Raw genomic sequence first — 14,134 nt, forward strand, 5'->3', positions numbered from 1 at the left:
CTACCCGAGCGCGGCCAGCGCCATCTCCTGCAGGAGCGTCCGGGTCCTGGTCGCGCTCACCGATCGCACGCTGTGCGGTGTCGAGTTGAGCAGCCCGAACGTGGCCTGCGCGCGCAGCCGGAGCTCGGCGCGCTCGGTCGACGGGCTGAGCCGGCTGAGCACGTCGACCCAGAGGTCGATGTAGCGACGCTGCAGGTCCCGGACCGACTCGCGGTCCTGCGGGGCGAGCGCGGCCAGGTCGCGGTCCTGCACGCGGATGACGTCGGGCTCGCGCAGGGCGAAGTCGACGTGGAACCGGACGAGGTCGCGCAGGGCCGACGCGTCGTCGTCGGCAGCCTCGACCACGGACCGCCCGCCGACGAGCAGACCCTCGCTGACGCCGACGAGGAGGGCGGCGAGCACGGCCTGCTTGCTGGCGAAGTGCCGGTACACCGCGGGGCCGCTGATCCCGACCGACGATCCGAGGTCCTCGAGGGAGACGCCGTCGAAGCCGCGGGTCGCGAACAGGTGCGCGGCCGACGAGAGGAGGGCGGTGCGGCGCTCGGCCTTGGCGCGACCGCGGGCGGTCGGGACGTCCAGCGTCATGACCCTCCTTCGTGGACAACGGCGTGCGAGAACTGTAGCCTGATTTCAGTTAGTGACCCCTAACTGAGTTGTTCTCCAGCCACCCCTTGGAGATTGCGTCGATGGAGATGCTCAGCACGACGGCCGACCCGAGCTCGGACGGCTACCGGACGAACGACGCGTCCCAGCGCGCCCTCGTCGCGGAGCTGCACGACCGGCTCCGGACTGCCGCCCTCGGCGGCCCCGAACGCTCGCGCGAGCGGCACGTCGCTCGCGGCAAGCTGCTGCCGCGGGAGCGCATCGACGTGCTTCTCGACGAGGGCAGCCCGTTCCTCGAGGTCGCGCCGCTGGCCGCCGACGGTCTCTACGACGGCGAGGCGCCGGGCGCCGGAGTCATCGCCGGCATCGGCCTGGTGCACGGCCGGCACGTCATGGTCCTGTCCAACGACGCGACCGTGAAGGGCGGGACCTACTACCCGCTCACGGTGAAGAAGCACCTGCGGGCGCAGGAGATCGCGCTCGAGAACCGGTTGCCCTGCATCTACCTCGTCGACTCGGGCGGCGCGTTCCTGCCCCGGCAGGACGAGGTCTTCCCCGACCGCGATCACTTCGGCCGCATCTTCTTCAACCAGGCGCGGATGTCCGCCGACGGGATCCCGCAGGTCGCGTGCGTGATGGGCTCCTGCACGGCCGGCGGTGCGTACGTGCCGGCGATGAGCGACGAGACGGTCATCGTGCGTGACCAGGGCACGATCTTCCTGGGTGGTCCGCCGCTGGTGAAGGCGGCGACCGGCGAGGTGGTCACCGCGGAGGACCTCGGCGGCGGCGAGCTGCACGCACGCAGGTCGGGGGTCACGGACCACCTGGCGGAGAACGACGCGCACGCGCTGCAGATCGTCCGGGACATCGTCGCGACCCTGCCCGCGCCCCGGAGCACCGCGTGGGAGATCGAGCCGAGCCGCCCCCCCAAGGTCGACGAGGGCCAGCTGTACGGCGTGGTCCCGACCGACCTGCAGACGCCCTACGACGTGCGCGAGGTCATCGCGCGGCTCGTCGACGGCAGCGAGCTGCACGAGTTCAAGCGCGAGTACGGGACCACCCTGGTGACCGGGTTCGCGCGCCTGCACGGGCACCCCGTGGGCATCGTCGCGAACAACGGGATCCTGTTCAGCGAGTCCGCGCTCAAGGGCGCGCACTTCATCGAGCTGTGCGACCAGCGGGGCATCCCGCTGGTGTTCCTGCAGAACGTGAACGGCTTCATGGTCGGCCGGGACTACGAGGCCGGTGGCATCGCGAAGCACGGCGCCAAGATGGTGACCGCCGTCGCGACCACCCGCGTGCCCAAGCTGACCGTGGTGATCGGCGGCTCGTTCGGGGCGGGCAACTACTCGATGTGCGGGCGGGCCTACTCGCCGCGGTTCCTCTGGATGTGGCCGGCGAGCCGGATCTCGGTCATGGGCGGACCGCAGGCGGCGTCGGTGCTCGCGACGGTCCGCCGCGACCAGCTCGGCGAGTCCTGGTCGGCCGAGGACGAGGAGGCCTTCAAGGCTCCGCTGCGCGAGCAGTACGAGACGCAGGGGAGCCCGTACTACGCGACCGCGCGCCTGTGGGACGACGGGATCATCGACCCGGCCGACACCCGCCGGCTCCTCGGCATGGCCCTCGACGTCTGCGCAGGCGTCCCGCTGGCCGAGCCCCGCCTCGGCCTGTTCCGGATGTGACCGCCATGTTCCGGACCGTGCTCGTGGCCAACCGCGGGGAGATCGCCTGCCGGGTCATCGCGACCCTGCACCGGCTCGGGATCCGCGCCGTCGCCGTGTTCACCGCAGCGGACCACGGTGCGCTGCACGTCGCTCGGGCCGATGACGCCGTGCGGATCGAGAGCTACCTGTCCATCGACGCCGTGGTGCAGGCGGCCCTCCGGACGGGTGCCGAGGCCATCCACCCCGGGTACGGCTTCCTCTCGGAGAACGCGGACCTGGCGCGCGCGTGCGAGTCGGCCGGGCTCGTCTTCGTCGGCCCCGGGGTCAAGGCCCTGGAGGTCATGGGCGACAAGATCCGCGCCAAGGAGCACGTCGCGGCCGCGGGGGTCCCCGTGATCCCGGGTGTGGCGCTCACAGGCGTCGCCGACGAGGACGCCGCGGAGCGGGTCGGGTACCCGTTGCTGGTGAAGCCGTCGGCCGGCGGGGGCGGCAAGGGCATGTCCGTCGTCTCGGACGCGACCGGGCTGGCCGCCGGGCTGGCGAGCTCCCGGCGCGTGGCCGCCGCGGCGTTCGGCGACGACACCCTGCTGCTCGAGCGCCTGGTGCGGACCCCGCGGCACATCGAGGTCCAGCTCCTCGCCGACGACTTCGAGCACGTCATCCACCTCGGCGAGCGCGAGTGCTCCCTGCAGCGTCGGCACCAGAAGGTGATCGAGGAGGCGCCGTCGCCCCTGCTCGACGCGTCGACGAGAGCGCGCATCGGTGCGGCGGCGTGCGAGGTCGCCCGCAGCGTCGGCTACGTGGGCGCCGGGACCGTCGAGTTCCTGGTGTCCGACGAGGCGCCGACGGAGTTCTTCTTCATGGAGATGAACACGCGGCTGCAGGTGGAGCACCCCGTCACCGAGCTGGTCACGGGTCTCGACCTGGTCGAGTGGCAGCTGCGGATCGCGGCCGGGGAGCGGCTGGGTCTGGACCAGGACGACGTGGTCCTGACGGGGCACGCGGTCGAGGCGCGCGTCTACGCGGAGGACCCTGCGCACGAGTTCCTGCCGTCCGCCGGGACCGTGCTCCTGCTCGACGAGCCGATGGGCGAGGGCGTCCGGGTCGACAGCTCCCTGGTCGAGGGGCTCGTGATCGGGTCCGCGTACGACCCGATGCTGGCCAAGGTGATCGCCTGGGCGCCGTCGCGCGACGAGGCGATCGCACGGCTCGACGGGGCGCTCTCGCGGACCACCGTGCTGGGCGTCCGCACGAACATCGCGTTCCTGCGCGCCGTCCTGGCCGACGACGACGTGCGTGCCGGTCGGCTCGACACCGGTCTGCTCGGGCGGCTGATCCCCGGGCTGGAACCGCCGAGGCCCTCGGTGGCCGCCTACGCCGCGGCCGTGTCGTCGCGACGGGGCGCGAGCCCGGACGCGTGGCGCTCCGACGGCTGGCGCCTGGGCGATCCGCGCCCGGTCCGGTACGACGTCGGCGGCGTCGAGGTGTCGGTGCTCGGCGACGCGGTCACCGTCGGCGACGAGCCGCCGGCCGTCCTCGTCGGACCCGGGGCGGTCGAGATCGACGGCGTCGTGCAGCGCGTGCGCCTCGCGTCCGACGGACCCGTGACCTGGGTGGGCGAGGGCGGCTCGGCGTTCGAGCTCCGCGTCCGGAGCCGTCTCGAGCGCCTCGCCGACGACCTCGCCGTGCGCACCCGAGGTCCGCGGACGGTGGACCCGGAGGTCCGTTCCCCGATGCCCGGAACCGTCGTCTCGATCGACGTGGCGACCGGCGACGACGTGGTCGTCGGCCAGGTCCTGCTGACGATCGAGGCCATGAAGATGGAGCACCGGATCATCGCGCCGTGCGACGGCGTCGTCACGCTCTCGGTCCGACCGACCGAGCAGGTGGCCCTCGACAGAGTGGTCGCCACCATCACGGCAGTGCCCGACAACGACCCCCACGAAGGGACCGGGAATGAGCTACGGACTGACTCCTGAGCAGCAGCGACTGAGCGACGAGGTGCGCGACTTCGCCGACACGGTCGTCGCGCCCGCGGCCTACAAGTACGACACGCTGCGGGAGCTGCCCTACGACATCATCGGCCAGATGGGCGAGATGGGTCTGTTCGGCCTGCCCTTCCCCAAGGAGTACGGCGGCCAGGGCCGGGACTACGTCGACCTCTGCCTGGCGGTCGAACAGCTCGCGCGCGTCGACCAGTCCATCGCGGTGACGCTCGAGGCGGGTGTCGGGCTCGGGGCGATGCCCGTGTTCCGCAGCGGGACCGAGGCGCAGAAGCAGGAGTGGCTGCCGATGCTGGCGCAGGGGACCGCGCTCGCGGCCTTCGGGCTGACGGAGGCCGACGCGGGCTCGGACGCGGCGGGGACGAAGACGACGGCGGTCCTCGACGGCGACGACTGGGTCATCAACGGCACCAAGCAGTTCATCACCAACTCCGGCACCAAGATCACGCGGCTGGTGACGATCACGGCGGTGACGGGGGAGAGCATCCGTCCGGACGGCTCGGTGAAGAAGGAGCTCACGGCGATCCTCGTCCCCAGCGGCACGCCCGGCTTCACCGTCCTGCCCGCCTACGACAAGGTCGGCTGGCACACGTCCGACACCCACCCGCTGCGCTTCGAGGACGTCCGCGTGCCGGCGGCGAACCTGCTGGGCGAGCGCGGCCGCGGCTTCGCGTCGTTCATCCAGACCCTCGACGAGGGCCGGGTCGCGTTCGCCGCGCTGTGCACGGGCGCCGCGCAGGGCTGTCTCGACGAGGCGATGCGCTACGCCAAGAGCCGCAACGTGTTCGGCCACGCCATCGGCGAGAACCAGCACATCGCGTTCACGATCGCCCGGATGGAGGCCCGAGTGCACGCCGCGCGCCTGGCCTGGTACGACGCCGCGAACCGGCTCGTCGCGGGCCGGTCGTTCAAGCTCGAGGCGAGCCTGGCCAAGATGATCGGCAGCGAGGCCGCGATGGACAACGCCCGCGATGCGACCCAGATCTTCGGCGGCAACGGCGTCATGAACGAGAACCCCGTGGCGCGGCACTACCGCGACTCGAAGATCCTCGAGATCGGCGAGGGGACGACGGAGGTGCAGCTCATGGTGATCGCGCGCGAGCTGGGGTTCGCCGGGGCGGGCTCGTCGCGATGATCCGGGACGTCGAGCAGCGCGGGCTCTACTACGAGGAGCTCGAGCTGGACACCCGGTACGTGCACCGGCCCGGGCGCACCATGACCGAGGCCGACAACGTCCTGTTCAGCACGCTGACGATGAACGGCCAGGCGCTGCACCTCGACGCCCACTGGGCCGCCGGCCAACCCTTCGGGCAGCGGCTCGTCAACTCGATGATGACGCTGGCCGTCCTCGTGGGCAGCTCGGTCGACCAGCTCACGCAGGGCACGATCGTCGCGAACCTCGGCTTCACCGACGTCCGCTTCCCGCACCCGCTGTTCCACGGGGACACGCTGTACTCGTCGACGGTGGTCCTGGACAAGCGGCTCTCGTCCTCCCGGCCGGGGCAGGGCGTGGTGACCCTGGAGCACACCGGCCGCAACCAGGACGACGTCGTCGTCGCGACCGCCACCCGCACGGTCCTGTTCTGGTGCCACCCGTGACCGGCTTCGCGATGGGTCCGGCCCTGCTCTTCTGCCCCGCCGACCGGCCCGAGCGCTACGAGAAGGCCGCCGCCCGGGCTGACGCAGTGATCCTCGACCTCGAGGACGCGGTGTCGCCCGACGCCAAGGCGTCGGCCCGGCTCAGCCTCGCAGACGTCCCCCTGGACCCGGCCCGCACGATCGTGCGGCTCAACCCCGGCGACGACGACCTCGCCGAGGACCTCCGCGCGCTGGCGGTGACCCCGTACCGGACGGTCATGCTGGCCAAGACCTCGACGGCGTCCGACGTGCTGCCGCTGGCCCGCTACGACGTGATCGCCCTGATCGAGACGGCGGCCGGCGTGGTCAACGTCGCGTCGATCGCCGCCTGGCCGAACGTCGTCGGCCTGATGTGGGGCGCGGAGGACCTTGTCGCGTCCCTCGGGGGCACGTCGAGCCGGGGTCCGTCCGGGTCGTACCGCGACGTCGCCGTGCATGCCCGGTCCGCCGTCCTGCTGGCCGCGGGCGCGTTCGGCAAGGCCGCGATCGACGCGGTCCACCTGGACATCGGCGACGACGACGGCCTCGCCGCCGAGGCCGCCGACGCCGCAGCCAGTGGGTTCGTCGCGACCGCCTGCATCCACCCGTCGCAGGTCCCCGTGGTCCGCGCGGCCTACCGCCCGTCCGACGACGAGGTCCGCTGGGCGCACGACGTGCTCGCGGCCGCGGTCGGGCAGCACGGCGCGTTCCGGTGGGACGGCAAGCTCGTCGACGGCCCGATCCTCAAGCACGCGGAGCACGTGCTGGCGCGGGCCGCGAGCGTCGACCGGCCGCGCTGACCCGCGCGGAGCGACGCGCACCCGCACGCTGCCTTGACGGCCCCGGGTCGGCCTCCTAGGGTTTCGCGCACCAGCGAGCTGGTCAGTTGTTCAACTCGCGGCCCGAACCTCCCCAGGAGCGCAATGATGCGTGCCTCATGACGGCGATCCCCGAGAGCCCGGTCCTCGACGGGGCGACGACGCCGACCACCCGCGTCAGCGCGCGCTGGATCGTGGCGTTCTCCCTGGCCGTCGTGGGAGTCGCCGCCGGATGGTTCGGCCCGATCCAGATCCTGCTCCCGGCCCAGGCGGCCCGGCTCGAGGATCTCGGCCTCGGCAGCAAGGAGGCGATCCTGGCGGTCGTGACCGCGAGCGGCGCGATCGCGTCGATGATCGCGAACCCGCTGTGGGGTGGGATCTCCGACCGCACCCGCTCACGCTGGGGACGCCGGCGGCCGACGATCGTCGTCGGCACGGCCATCGGCGTCGTCGGACTGGTGATCCTCGGCACGGGCGACACGCTCCCGGTGATGATCGGGGGCTGGGTCGCGATCCAGATCGGGCTCAACGGACCGTTCGCCGCGCTCGCCGCGACCATCGCCGACCGGGTTCCGCCGGACCAGCGAGGTCTCGTCGGCGCGCTGTTCGGCATCGGCCAGACCGTCGGTGTCGTGCTCGGCACGGCGATCGCCGTCGTCGCCGGGGAGGGCAGCCTCGGCTACTACGCGGTCGCGGTCGCGGTCCCGGCACTCGTCGTCGCCTTCCTCCTCGTCCACCGCGAACCGTCGACGCGCACGAGCGACGCCCCCACGGCGCAGCCCGAGGCCCAGACCTTCTGGCGTGGCCTGCGCCCCACAGGGGTGTTCGTCTGGGCGTGGACGATCCGGTTCCTGCTCAACTTCGCGAACGCCCTCGTGCTCCTGTACGTGTACTTCTACATCTCGGACGAGGTCGGCGAGAGCGACCCCGGCAGCTGGGTGCTCGTCATCACGCTCGTGGTCGTGCTGGTCGCCGCAGTCACCGCCGGCGTCGGCGGCACGGTCTCGGACCGCTGGGGCCGGCGGGTGCCGTTCATCGTCGCCTCCACCGTCGTCGTCGCCGTCGGTTCGGTGCTGATGGCCTTCTTCCCGACGCTTCCGGTGGTGCTGGGGGCTGCCGCTCTCGTCGGGCTCGGCTGGGGCCTCTACATCAGCGTCGACCTCGCGGTTCTCACAGCGGGCATGCCGAGCGGCGAGACCCATGGCGCGATGCTCGGTATCGGCAACATCGCGAGCGCCCTGCCGCAGGCGCTCGCACCGGTGGTCGCTGCCCCGGTCGTGCTGCACCTCGGTGGCTACACCGGTCTGTATCTCGTCGCCTCGGTGGTGTGCGTCGCCGCACTGCTGTGCGTGCCGGGGCTCCGCGGCATCCGATGACCCTCGACGACAGGACCCGCATGACCCGCCACCCGATCCTGCCAGCCGGCTTCCGCTTCGGGGTCGCCACCGCCGCGACCCAGATCGAGGGGGCTGCCGACGAGGACGGCAAGGGCCCCAGCATCTGGGACACCTTCGCCGCCCGACCCGGGACGATCGTCGACGGCGACACCCCGGCGGTGGCGACCGACCACTACCACCGCTACATCGAGGACGTCGGGCACGTCGCCGACCTCGGAGTCCACGACTACCGGTTCTCGATCGCCTGGCCGCGCATCGTTCCCGGCGGCACCGGGGCGCCCAACGCGAAGGGCCTCGACTTCTACGACCGGCTCGTCGACGTCCTCCTCGCGCGCGGCGTGCGGCCGGTGCCCACGTTGTTCCACTGGGACCTGCCGCAGCCGTTGCAGGACGAGGGCGGCTGGATGTCCCGGAACACCGCCCACGCCTTCGCGGACTACGTGGACGTCGTCGTCGCCCGGCTCGGCGATCGGGTGGCGGACTGGTTCACGCTCAACGAGATGAGCGTGCACACGCTGTACGGGCACGGGCTCACCGACCACGCGCCGGGTCTCGGCCTCGGCCTCGGCGCGCTCCCGGCCGCGCACCATCAGCTGCTCGGTCACGGGCTCGCGGTGCAGCGCCTGCGGGCGGCGGGAGCGCAGCACGTCGGGGTGGTGAACCAGCACTTCCCGGTCCTGCCCGCGTCCGCCGACCCCGTCGACCTGGCGGCCGCCGAGGCGTTCTCGGTCCTCACCAGCTGGACGTTCGCGGATCCCATCCTGCGCGGGCAGTACCCCGCCGACGAGATCATGGGCGGGATCCTGCTCGGCACCGGCATGTCCGAGCAGCAGCTCGGGGAGGACCTGGCGGTGATCTCGGCGCCGCTGGACGTGTACGGCGTCAACTACTACGAGCCCACCATGATCGAGGCCCCGCGCGCGGGGCGGGACTACGCGGGCGTGCTCGAGGTCGACATCCCCGAGGGTCTGCCGTTCGCGCCCGTGCCGATCCCGGACGTCGAACGGACCGACTTCGGCTGGTCGATCGTGCCGTCAGGGCTCACCGACATCCTCCGCACGCTGCACGAGCGCTACCCCGACCTGCCGCCCGTGATCGTCACCGAGTCGGGTGCGTCGTTCCACGACGTCCGGACCGGTGACGGCGCGGTGCACGACGAGCGCCGGATCGCCTTCCTCGACGCCCACCTGCGCGCCGTCGGCGACGCGATCGCCGCCGGCGTGGACGTGCGCGGCTACTACGTGTGGTCGGCGCTCGACAACTTCGAGTGGGCGGCGGGCTACCGGGAGCGCTTCGGCCTCGTTCACGTCGACTTCGACACGCTCGAGCGGACCCGCAAGGACTCGTGGCACTGGTACCGCGGGGTGATCGCGGCGCAGGCGGAGCGGGGATGACCCGCCGCTGACGACGTGCACGGCATGGCGTCGCGACCGCTGGTGCGGGATCCTCGACACGGCAGGAACGCCGCCGAGAGGGGACCGCGATGGAGACCCAGGAAGAGCACGCGGGGAACGACGGGACGCTGCGCGTGCCGACCGTCTACCGCTTCGGGAGCGTCCAGGACCTCGTCGACGGGTGGCAGACGCACGTCGCGGTGCAGTGGCGGATCCACGAGGAGTCGGCGCGCAGCCTGCAGACGTTGCACTACTGGATCGGCGGGACGGCGGCGGTGTTCGCGTCTCTGGCAGGCAGCTCGGCCCTCGTCGCCTGGCAGAGCGACGCGACGAACGTCGGCCTGACGATCGCCACGGCGTTCATCGCCGCCGCCGCGGCCGTGCTGACCGGCATCGCGACGTTCCTCGACCTCGGGGGTCGCGCGGAGCGGCACCGGGCGGCGGCCGCCGAGTACAAGGGCATGCTGCGCCAGCTCGAGGCCGCTCCCGTTCTGCCGGGCGGGCTCTACAGCACGACGAGCACGGAGGTCGAGAGCGCGGTGGTCGAGCTGGAGCAGCGGCTGTCCCGGGTCGACTCCGAGGCGCCGATCCCGCCGTGGGGCCGGGCGAGGTCGGTGCTGAGGCGCGGCAAGGCCAGGCGCACGCAGGTCGAGTTCGGCGGGGTCGACGACCTCAGCGCGCGCCTGCACCCGTGAGACGTCAGCCCAGGTGCTCGGCCCGGAACGTGACGTCGGTGAGCCGTGACACGACGGTCAGCCTCCGACCACGACCGTGTAGCCGCCGACGAGAGTCCCCTCCCGGTCGAGGAGGGCGAACCGGAGCGTGTGCAGCGCGACGGCTGGCCCGCCGAGCCGCTTGGCCATCCCGGCGCCCGTCAGCTCGCCCAGGTCGAGCGCCTTTGCGACGCCTTGGGGGAGCGCCTCGTCCATCGGGGCGTCGGTGACGACCCCGAGCTGCTCCCAGCTGTCGCGGCCGAGTCGGTCGAGGAGCCTGCGCGTGGCGCCGGGCCGCTCGAACGGGTGGGTCTCCTTGCCCTCGGGGGAGATCCCCGCCGCCCTCGCCAGCCGCTCGGACGACACGACCACCGACCGCCCCTCCTCGGAGAAGGCGGTCAGCAGGTGCACGGCGGTGCTCATCCGGACGCCCGCGCGGATCTCGTCGAGCTCGGGCACCACGAGCTTGCGGGGTCGCCGGTCGCCCTTGACCGTGTGCCCGGCGCCGACGGCCTCGAGCATCCCTCGGGCGTTCGGACCCGCGTGCGTCAGCTCCAGCACGAACCCGTCGGGGACCTGCCGGCCGAGCAGCGCGAACATCGGCGCGATCGGAGCCGCTCCGGCGAGCACCTCCAGGTTGCGCTGCCCGACGTGCCGGTCGAGGTTCGAGAGCAGCAGCCCGCCCGCAGGGTCGAGCGGGCAGGAGACCTCCGCGAGCAGGCAGTGGTGGCCGATGTCCGCCGGGTCCGGCTTCCAGTGCTGGTCCAGCTCGACGACGGCGACGCAGCCGGGCCGCGTCCGGTCGGCCAGCTCTGTCCAGGCGCCTCCGATGATGTTCTGCTGGTAGTACGGGTCGTCCTGGTTGCCCGTCCCGAAGAACCCGGGGTTGATCGCCCAGGCCTTCACGTGGACGCCGACCGCCGGCACTAGCCCGAGGTTCCACAGCCGGACGAAGACCCGGTAGGCGCGGCCGGCCGTCGGCGACGCGACGAGGCGCGACGGGTCGAACGGGCCCGACCAGCTCGCGTCGATGAGCAGGATGTCGGGGGACTCCCAGCAGGGCACCGGCGGCCAGGTCGGCCGCTTGGCGCGGTCGCCCGAGGCGAGGGCCCGGATCAGCAGGTAGGGGTAGACGTCCTCGCGGTGCGGACGCTTCTCCTTGCCCAGCTCGCCGATGAGCCCGCGCAGGACGTGGATGCGGTCCGGGTCGGGCTGCCACTTCGGGTCGGGGTCGGGCAGCGGCGGCCGCTTGGGGTCGGTGCCGACGGGGTCGGGCGGGTCCGTGCCGCGCTGGACGCGGTCCTCCTCCGGCGTGATCGGCGGGTGCTCCGGGTCGGGACCCAGCTCGTCGTCCATCAGTGGTCACCGTGCTGTTCGTAGAGCAGGCGCTTCCAGTCGGTCCCGAAGACGAGATCGTGCCCCTGGGGTCGCGTGGCGTCGCACGCGCCGTCACCGAACGGGTCGGGCGGGGGGACGGGCCCGGTCAGGTAGTGCGCGCGCAGGTCGACGCGCGGGTCGTACCGGCGCACACCGAGGTGGTTGCCCGCCGCGTCCACGGGATCCGGGTTGTCGCCGACGGAGAAGAACTGCGGCGGCGTGCAGGCCTGCGCGTAGCGGAAGTTGGTGCCGAAGCCGGGCAGGAACGGAGGCACGCACTCCCAGGTGCCGCGGACGCCCGGGGTCGCGGGGTTCCGGCCGAGGTTGTGCCGGTCCCAGTCCCAGCAGTGCCAGGCGTAGCCGCGGTCGCTGTCGAGGTTGAAGTCGGGCACGCGGAGCTCGGCCAGCGCACGGTCGCGCGACATCCGCCCCACCAGGTACAGCGAGTAGTCCACGGGCCCGCCGAGGTGCTGGTCGGCGGGCAGGTGCAGGTCCAGCGCCGCCGACGTCTCGTCCGGGGTGGAGGCCTTCTCGAGGGCAGCGCGAGCGGTGTCGTCACCGGCGGGCCCGGGCAGCAGGACCGTGGACTGGTCGCCGACGACGTACGGGCCGACGTGCACCGCCGCGCCCTCCTGCGGCACCCCGTCGCCCGCGAGGTTCTTCAACGGGTACCGCCACGGGGCCACCCACTCGCTCGGCTTGAGCTCGTCGGGGCCGTCGCCCTCGTAGACCAGGTCGTGGGTCAGGCCGAGCGCGGAGACGAGGTCGGGCGTGGAGATGGCCGACGGGAGGTCGCGGACGATGTTGCGCGGGTAGGCGGGGTCGAGCGCGTGCTGCGACGTGTTCGTCAGGCGCCCGGACGGCTCGTCGACGACGAGGGCCGTCGCCCCGATCCCCATCGGGTTGTCCAGAAGGTTGGAGATGGAGAACATCCCGGAGGTCCCGAGCGTGGTGAGGCCGAGGTCGACCTCCTCCGGCTTCGGCATCAGGAAGCCCGACATGACCAGCGCCCTGCGGGAGAGCATGTAGAGGTTCCAGGCCGGCACGACGACGGTCCAATAGATGACCTCACGCGCGGGGAACGTGGTGATGTCCACGATGAGCCCCGGCAGCACCGTGACCAGCCAGACCACGACCTCCGCCAGGTAGACCGCCCATGCGAACAGCGCGAGGAGCAGGTCGAGGAGCGTGAAGGAGTCGTCGTCGTCGACGTCCGCGCCGCGCGCCGGGTCGTCGTCGATGCCACTCCCGCCGCCGCCGGGCGGGGTCGGGAACGAGTGGTCGGTGAACACCGTCGGCGGCTGCGGCTTGCGCGGGGAGAGGCCCTCGCGGCCGGTCATCTTCAGGTACGCGTAGACGATCGACCACATCTCGTCCATCGCGTCGGTGTTCGGCCGGCCGTCGGGATCGCCGGCCCCGTCCGTCGCCGACCAGGCCGGGTCCTGCGTGAGGATCTTCGGCCCGTCGGGGTGCACTGCGGCCATCGCGTCGAGCAGCGCGTCGGTCAGGTGCTCGGGCAGGCCGCCGGAGTCGAGATCGAAGAAGTGCGCGCGATCGGCCGCCGGCGTCGGACCGTCGGAGTCGTCGTAGGCGGGGAAGCCCGTGAAGTAGTCGTAGGCGGGTGCGTCGTCGCGACCGTTGTAGGGCGCGTCGTCGCGGTGCCGGAAGGCGATCCGGAAGTGCAGCGCACTGGTCCCGTACTCGGCATACAGGGGCCCCGGGTTCCGGGCGTCGTAGTTCTGCGCGTCCATGTGGTTCTCGACCAGGTGGTGGCGCTGCCAGTGGTCGCGGTACGGGCCGCCGGCCTTGGCGTTGGTGAACGGGTGGCCGGTGACGTCGGTGGCGCAGTGGCTCATCCACCCGACCGCGAAGGCGACGCGCGCCTCGGCGTCCTGTCGCTCGTCGTCGGTGGTCGCGGCGTCGAGCGCGGCCGTGGCCTGCTGGAACAGGACGAACGGGAACTGGTAGGTGCGACGGTAGTGGAAGACGTCCGACCAGTAGAAGGCGTCGTTGCCGAACCCCTGCGGGACGCCGGAGGTGAGGACCCCGAACCAGTCGCCCATCTCGGCGAGCAGACCCTTGAAGGCGTTCACGATCGCGCCGGTGAGCTCGTCGAGGATCTGCGCGAGCTGGGTGGACAGCCCGCCGGTGAGCTGCGACGCGAGCTGCGAGGAGTTGGTGCTGATCGGGCCGATCCACTTCTCCCAGCGGCTGACGAACGTCGCGTCGATCTCCTCCCAGACGTCCAGCGCCCAGCGGACGACCTGTCGGATCACCACCCCGATGCCGTTCTTGAAGTCGGGCAGGAGGTAGAAGAGGTCGGGGCCGAGGGCGCCCACGGCGAGGTAGTTGCGCCAGGTGTGGCAGATTTCGCCCACCTGCGTGGCCTGCGCCGGCGTCATGCCCGAGCCCGACGGGACGGTCCCCGCCCGCAGCTGCTTGGCGGTCTCGGCGGCGGACTCCATGTGCACGTACCAGCCCGGCATGACAGTCCGTTCTGTCGGCGAGGTCCCGCTGGGTGGCGCGGCGCGTGTGCGCGGCCGGGCGA

At 72.3% G+C, this 14,134-nt stretch carries 11 protein-coding genes; 8 read left to right on the forward strand and 3 right to left on the reverse strand.

Annotation, left to right across the window (positions count from 1 at the left end; all coding sequences use genetic code 11):
* Complete coding sequence (locus AC1DUE_RS07370) at window positions 1-585, reverse strand: SACE_7040 family transcriptional regulator (RefSeq protein ID WP_477038751.1); 585 nt, start codon at window positions 583-585, stop codon at window positions 1-3.
* Between the two features lie 101 nt (window positions 586-686).
* Here AC1DUE_RS07370 and AC1DUE_RS07375 point away from each other — a divergent pair, with 101 nt between their 5' ends.
* The 8 genes from AC1DUE_RS07375 to AC1DUE_RS07410 all read left to right on the forward strand — a co-directional run bounded on the left by AC1DUE_RS07375 (window position 687) and on the right by AC1DUE_RS07410 (window position 10,191).
* A complete protein-coding gene (locus AC1DUE_RS07375) occupies window positions 687-2,285 on the forward strand; it encodes a carboxyl transferase domain-containing protein (RefSeq protein ID WP_477038752.1) in 1,599 nt (532 codons plus the stop codon).
* A gap of 5 nt (window positions 2,286-2,290) precedes the next feature.
* Window positions 2,291-4,246: an acetyl/propionyl/methylcrotonyl-CoA carboxylase subunit alpha gene (locus tag AC1DUE_RS07380; protein WP_477038753.1), complete on the forward strand. Its 1,956-nt coding sequence runs from the start codon at window positions 2,291-2,293 to the stop codon at window positions 4,244-4,246.
* A complete protein-coding gene (locus AC1DUE_RS07385; RefSeq protein ID WP_477038754.1) occupies window positions 4,224-5,405 on the forward strand; it encodes an acyl-CoA dehydrogenase family protein in 1,182 nt (393 codons plus the stop codon). The genes AC1DUE_RS07380 and AC1DUE_RS07385 overlap by 23 nt, the downstream gene beginning before the upstream one ends.
* The gene (locus tag AC1DUE_RS07390; protein WP_477038755.1) at window positions 5,402-5,869 is read left to right on the forward strand and encodes a MaoC family dehydratase; all 468 of its coding nucleotides are present in this window, start codon (window positions 5,402-5,404) and stop codon (window positions 5,867-5,869) included. Before AC1DUE_RS07385 ends, AC1DUE_RS07390 begins: the two co-directional genes overlap by 4 nt.
* Before the next feature lie 11 nt (window positions 5,870-5,880).
* A complete protein-coding gene (locus AC1DUE_RS07395; protein WP_477038832.1) occupies window positions 5,881-6,687 on the forward strand; it encodes an HpcH/HpaI aldolase/citrate lyase family protein in 807 nt (268 codons plus the stop codon).
* A 137-nt stretch (window positions 6,688-6,824) separates the two neighbouring features.
* A complete protein-coding gene (locus tag AC1DUE_RS07400; RefSeq protein ID WP_477038756.1) occupies window positions 6,825-8,081 on the forward strand; it encodes an MFS transporter in 1,257 nt (418 codons plus the stop codon).
* Window positions 8,082-8,101: 20 nt separating this feature from the next.
* Window positions 8,102-9,496 (forward strand): GH1 family beta-glucosidase, encoded by a 1,395-nt coding sequence (locus tag AC1DUE_RS07405; RefSeq protein ID WP_477038757.1) that lies wholly within the window; start codon window positions 8,102-8,104, stop codon window positions 9,494-9,496.
* 89 nt (window positions 9,497-9,585) lie between these two features.
* Window positions 9,586-10,191, forward strand: coding sequence for an SLATT domain-containing protein (locus AC1DUE_RS07410; RefSeq protein ID WP_477038758.1), 606 nt, complete (start codon window positions 9,586-9,588; stop codon window positions 10,189-10,191).
* Window positions 10,192-10,248: 57 nt separating this feature from the next.
* Here the strand turns inward: AC1DUE_RS07410 and AC1DUE_RS07415 are convergent, their stop codons facing one another.
* Window positions 10,249-11,565 carry a hypothetical protein gene (locus AC1DUE_RS07415; protein WP_477038759.1) on the reverse strand — a complete coding sequence of 439 codons (1,317 nt, stop codon included), beginning with the start codon at window positions 11,563-11,565 and terminating at the stop codon, window positions 10,249-10,251.
* Window positions 11,565-14,072: a zinc dependent phospholipase C family protein gene (locus tag AC1DUE_RS07420; RefSeq protein WP_477038760.1), complete on the reverse strand. Its 2,508-nt coding sequence runs from the start codon at window positions 14,070-14,072 to the stop codon at window positions 11,565-11,567. The genes AC1DUE_RS07415 and AC1DUE_RS07420 overlap by 1 nt, the downstream gene beginning before the upstream one ends.
* Window positions 14,073-14,134: the final 62 nt, after the last annotated feature.

It is taken from the genome of Cellulomonas sp. P4_A2 (assembly GCF_056402515.1).